The 5298-nt window shown below is 67.8% G+C and carries 5 protein-coding genes; all 5 read left to right on the top strand.

Annotated elements, in window-relative coordinates:
- The first annotated feature begins 146 nt into the window (after positions 1–146).
- The 5 genes from ADK55_RS09795 to ADK55_RS09780 all read left to right on the top strand — a co-directional run bounded on the left by ADK55_RS09795 (position 147) and on the right by ADK55_RS09780 (position 4252).
- Entirely contained in the window at positions 147–503 is a 357-nt protein-coding gene (locus ADK55_RS09795) for a hypothetical protein (RefSeq protein WP_053677107.1), read from the top strand.
- Positions 500–790 (top strand): hypothetical protein, encoded by a 291-nt coding sequence (locus ADK55_RS09790; RefSeq protein ID WP_053677106.1) that lies wholly within the window; start codon positions 500–502, stop codon positions 788–790. Before ADK55_RS09795 ends, ADK55_RS09790 begins: the two co-directional genes overlap by 4 nt.
- A gap of 1825 nt (positions 791–2615) precedes the next feature.
- Entirely contained in the window at positions 2616–3035 is a 420-nt protein-coding gene (locus tag ADK55_RS37550) for a transposase family protein (protein WP_324611177.1), read from the top strand.
- Positions 3036–3396: 361 nt separating this feature from the next.
- Entirely contained in the window at positions 3397–3771 is a 375-nt protein-coding gene (locus ADK55_RS39680) for a transposase (RefSeq protein WP_107089142.1), read from the top strand.
- Positions 3719–4252 (top strand): hypothetical protein, encoded by a 534-nt coding sequence (locus ADK55_RS09780; RefSeq protein ID WP_053677104.1) that lies wholly within the window; start codon positions 3719–3721, stop codon positions 4250–4252. The genes ADK55_RS39680 and ADK55_RS09780 overlap by 53 nt, the downstream gene beginning before the upstream one ends.
- The last annotated feature ends 1046 nt before the right edge of the window (positions 4253–5298 follow it).

Genomic DNA, 5298 nt, shown 5'->3' with positions numbered 1-5298 from the left:
GGGGGGACCCTGTGGGAGAGTAGGACGCCGCCGAACAATCATTGTGGGAAAGCCCCGCACCCTTCAGGGTGCGGGGCTTTTCTGCGTTCCGGGCCAGGTTGTCGGGTTCCGCTGGGTATCCTGGCCGCGTTCCCCAGGAGGACACGATGACAGCACAGCAGCTGGAAGACGGCGGCCCGCTCATCCCTCAGCCGGCCATGACCCGGGAAGCGCTGCGGGACGCCGTACGCCGCATCGACATGGCGAATCTTGCCGTGCTCGACAAGGAGTGCAACGAGGCGTTCGATCGCGCCGCGGCGACGGGTGCCATCAATCCACTGCGGTTCTTTCTGATCAAGTGGGCGACGCACGTGGCCATCCATCGCTGGCCCGCCCGGGCGGCGGCTCTCCATGAAGCAGAACGCGTCGCCGGGGATCCGAACGCCACCGAGCAGGAGTTCCGGTCGGCGATGGAGACCAGCAGTCGCATTCTGGCCGAGGCCCAGGAGGAGATCGGCCGGTGACCTCCCGCGGCGAAGGCGTGCAGAACGAGACCGGCTGGGCGTGGGAATGTGATCCCGGCCGGCTGTGGGTGCTCGGGGACATGCCCGCGGAACAGCAGAGGCTGGTCGGTTCCGTGATGGACGGGCTGGTGGATCTGGCATCGATGGGCATCGACCCCAAGGACGGCAGCCTCTACGAGGACGAGCAGCCGATGCGGCTCCGTACGTACGAGGACGAGCACCTGATGCTCTGGTACCAGACGATCCCGCACCGCAGCCGTGTCTACCTGAAGCGCGTCAACCTCTGACGGCGTCGAGAGCACCCTTGACGAACCGTTCCGCGAAGGCGGCCGCGAGTCCCGGCTGCGGAGGGCAGTGGCGGAGCGAGCCGCCAGGCGCCGCAGCAGGTTCCGTATCTCCCGAGGTCGGCTAGCGCAGGTACCCCGCAGGCACGAGCACGAGTTCTCGAAGCAGCTGCCAGACGATCGATTCCTCAGGTGCCGGCCCCAGCCAAGTCCCTTTTGGAAAGAGGCAGTTGCGGATTGCAGGCCCTCGCTCGCATCGACTCGGCGACCCGCAGGCACGCGTCCACGATCAGGCACGTGTGCTTCCCGGGATGGGAGTAACCAGTGGGCGATGCGGGAGCGGACGGGGCCGGCCACCGCATGCGAAGCGGGACGCCGACGACGGTCCGCGGGTACGACTGCGCGGACCACAGAGCCCACCACACGGTCGAAGGCCGACTCAACCGACTCAAGCGCAATCGGGCGGTGCGGTGGCCGAAGGGTTCGACAAACCCACAGACCGGATGAACGGGTGCCTGGTCCTCATCGAGGACCAGGAGGCAGGCCAATGCGTCCAGGGCGCGGGCGGGCCTTGTGCTCCCGGGGCAGTCAGCGCCCTCGACGGCGAAGAATCGGGCGGCTGCCGAGGCTTCACAGAGCGGAGATGAAGCAGGGGCCTCAGGGGCCTCCTGAGCAGGGCATCAACTGGGAACGCCATGGCGAATGGCAAAGCGCGGGTTCCGCGAAGCGTCCTCGAATGAACATGGGTCCGGAGACAGCAGTCCTGGCGGACTACACGCATTCATCGCGTGCAATGCCTGAGTCTCCGCCGATTCGCCATGCGCGCGGCCAACCACAGCCGGCAGAGCAGCTCTGACACTGACGGAGACGCGACCCCGCCGGTGCTGCCGCCCGACGACCAGGGCCACCCTGTATCTCGGCGCGACTGTCCTCCGATGCCGCGGGAATCCGCCCGTCGAATCAGCGAGGGACCGCCCGTGTGCCCCTGAGGGCCATGACATTGAACTGGGCGCCGATCAGCCAGGACGCGACCATGGGCACCGACCAAGGGCTGCCTCCCCGCCGGGTCTGGAAGTCAGCCCTTGGTCGGTGCCGCTCGGGCGGACCAGGGCGTGGTGGCCATCGCGCGATGTCGCCCGACGTTCTTGACGCGACGCGGAGGGCTCGCCGGGTTGGTCGCGTTCTCAGTGGCGGATCGCGGTGCCGATCGGGTTCGCCGGTCGAGCAGGCAAGACGGTTGAGTACGGCCTCGAGGGTCGAATCGGGCCAGGTTCTGGTGGACAAGCGAGGTGGGTGGACCGAGAGCTGGGCCGTGCCGGTCGGCCCGGGACTGCGGGCCGGGCGACCTCCCCGGAGTCGCGGTGGCGTTGCTGGTCCGCCAAGAGGGAAGGCCCCCGGATCACGTGCCCGTGCAGGTGCTCGCGGTCCGCCGGCCGTTGGAGAGGTGGAGGCCCGTGGCCGGTACGTGCTGTCGGTCGCGACGCGGATCTTCGTGACCAGTTCGCCGCCGGGCCTGCCGCGGGTGTGATCTGCGGGCTCGCGGGCCCAAGCAATTCTGCGGGTACCGGCTGCATGCGGGTGGGACGCACGTTCGTGGAGTCGACCGAGACAACCCGGTCCAGGTCCTCATGGCGGTCAGCCTGGGCCATCTCCATGGAACACCCGCTACCAGGCGCAGTTGGCAGCCCACATTCGCAGCGCAGTCGGGGACAGGTACCCCCGCGTCGACGCGTCCGTCCGTTGAAGCGGCGACTACTGTGAACGTTCTCGTTATTCGGCACTGTCGGGAATCTTGTGATGCCGCAGGGCCGAGCTGGGCAGTCTCCGGGTGTGCGGTTCAGGGGTGTTGGGGCGGTTGTTGCCGCATCTGTCCGGTGTTGTCGTCGAGTCGATCAAGCGAACGGCAGGGGTCATCACGCTTCGCGCGGGGTGTCACGCGTCCCGGCTGAGATGCCCGGGATGCGGTATGCCGTCGTGGCGGGGGCATGGCCGGTACGTCCGTCGGCTCGGCGACGCGCCCGTGGCCGGCAGTCCCGTAGTCATCGAGTTGACCGTGCGCCGGTTCAAGTGTCTGAGCAGCCGGTGCCCGGCGGTGACGTTCGCCGAGCAGATCGAGGGGCTGACCAGGCCGCATGCCCGGCAGACGCAGGTGCTGCGGTCGATGCTCGCCTCGATTGCTCTGTGCCTGGCGGGCCGTCCCGGCGCTCGCCCGGCCGCGTCCCTCGGGATCCGCATAACTCCTGGTTGAAGTCACCGGACGGCTGTCCCTGCTGGACGAGCACAAGCCTCACCTCCACGCCCGCTGGCTGGAGGGCTGTCACGACATTCCCCAGCTCCACCGGGAACTGCGCGAGCGCGGGTTCACAGCGAGCGTCCAATGCCTCCGCCGCTACTTCCGCGCCTTCAGCCCCCCCCCGCCAACCAGGGCGGAAGCAGCAGCCGGTCTCCCGGCCGCAGCCCAGGGCGACCCCCAAGACGCGACGCGTCGTCCGCTGGATCATGACGAACCCCCAGCACCTCACCGCAGCGGACGTCGCGGAACTGAAGGAGATCCGTATGGCCTGTCCTCACCTCGACGCCGCGCACGGCACGTCCACGACTTCGCTGAAATGCTTCACCACCTCCGAGGAGACCAATTCCCCGATTGGATGGAGCGAGTCCTTGCTGACGACCTCCCAGCCCTCCACTCGCAGGTCAGCGGCCTGCGACGCGACTCGACGCCGTTACCGCGGGTCTCTCACACACCGTGGAGTTTCGGTCAGGTTGAGGGCCAGGTCACCCGCGTCAAGCTCATCAAGCGCATGGCCTACGGACGAGCCAACCTCGACCTCCTACGTCAACGAATACTCCTCGCCCCGTACCCCTGCGACATCACAAGATCCCCGACAGAGCCCGTAACTCCCCAGGCTCCGGCCTCGGCTGGGGGTTACGTTGGCCAGCGTGAACTTGCTGGAATGGAGCTACCGGTATGTGGGACCGCCTGATCTGCGGGCCCTTGTCCGGCCGGAGGCTGAGGGCCGAAGCATCCTCTCGGCATCGGACTTCGCCGACTGGGCTTCGTCTCTGGCGCCGGTGGAGTTGGCCGAGCCTTTCACGTTCGTCATCGACTCGGCGGGTGTGCTGCGGCTCGCGCCGCGTCGAAGCGAGCACGTGGTGTGCGCCGGCGGCGGCCCCGTTCTCGGTGCCGGAGAGATGAGCTTCCGCAGGGAGTCCGGGCAGTGGGTGGTCGCTGAGGTCAGTAACCAGTCGACCGGATACTGCCCGGACATCAGTTCGTGGCAGGCCGTCGCGGAGGCTCTCGATGCAGCCGGGATCGAGCACCCTTCCGGCTTCACCCACGAGGTGGTGTTCCGGCGCTGCCCCTCCTGCAGCCAGCTGAACATCGTTCGGGAGGAAGACTTCATCTGCGTCTTCTGCGACGAGGACCTGCCGCGGGAATGGAACGTGGACGGGGCTGTGCGGTAGCGGACCGGGGGCTTGTCGGGCTTGTCGGTGGGGTTCCTGGGCCGCTTGCTCGGGCGATAGCTGCGGCCCGGCAGACGTCCACCAGGCAGCACTCTGGCCGCCATCGCGTCGGGCCGCAGGCCGCAGGGATCGAGGCAGAAATGGTGCTTCGGCTTTTTGTCGGCGACGCCGATCGGATCCCACTCGTTGATCCTTCACGGCGGCGCCGGGGAGGAGGGGAGGGAGTCTCACCCCGCCTCCCCGGGTCCGGCCCTCGGGTACAGAGGCCGGGTGCCGGGGTGGGCGCCGGCTTGCTGACTCGAGTAGGGGCGGGGTCTCGATCGACTGCTTCGGCGGCCAGTGCGACGAGAACGGAGGAACGGATGACCGGCGGGCCGGGCGTCACGTTTGCGCCGAATGAGTCGTCACTGAGGACCCACTGTGGTTGTCCGGCTCACCGGCTCACCGATATTCGTCCGCGGAGGCCGAGACCAGGGGGGGAGCATCTCTCCCCCCTGGCGCTCGGAGGAGCAGGAGGTCAGTCGCAGGGACGGCTGGGACCAGTCGAGCTACACAGCCGCGCGGAGGCAACACCCACCCGCACGAGCTCGCGCCTGCCTGGATCTGGACGGCTCGCGCTTGATGGATCGCCTCTACGGTGCAGTGAGCCCGGGGCCGTGGCGGACTGGGGCGACAGCACCGGCCAGCGCCGTCGATGGGCGAGGCAGAGGGGCAACGGCAAGGTCTTGTAGCGAGGTGGTGGCGTGGGTGGGGGCGCGGTTCGGTGGGGTCGGCCCTGGGCCGATTGGACCCGTGCCCGAGGCCGATGTAGAGTAGAACGGTTGCCTCGAGCTGAGCGGTTCGGCAACACGCCCCCGATGAATCGAATTCAGACAGGGCACCCTCGACTCCTCATCCAGGAATCTGAAGCCGGGAAATCCGGTGGAAAACTTCTGATAGAGTCGGACTCGCCGGAAAGGGAAACGCGAAAGCGAAGAACTGGAAAGCGAAACCCGCTTCGACCGGGAATCGGACACGAAAGAGTCTGATAGAGTCGGAAACGAAGG

Source organism: Streptomyces sp. WM4235 (assembly GCF_001279725.1).
GTDB lineage: Bacteria > Actinomycetota > Actinomycetes > Streptomycetales > Streptomycetaceae > Streptomyces.
Note: the sequence above shows the minus strand (reverse complement) of the source record. Positions and strands in the feature narration are given on the sequence as shown.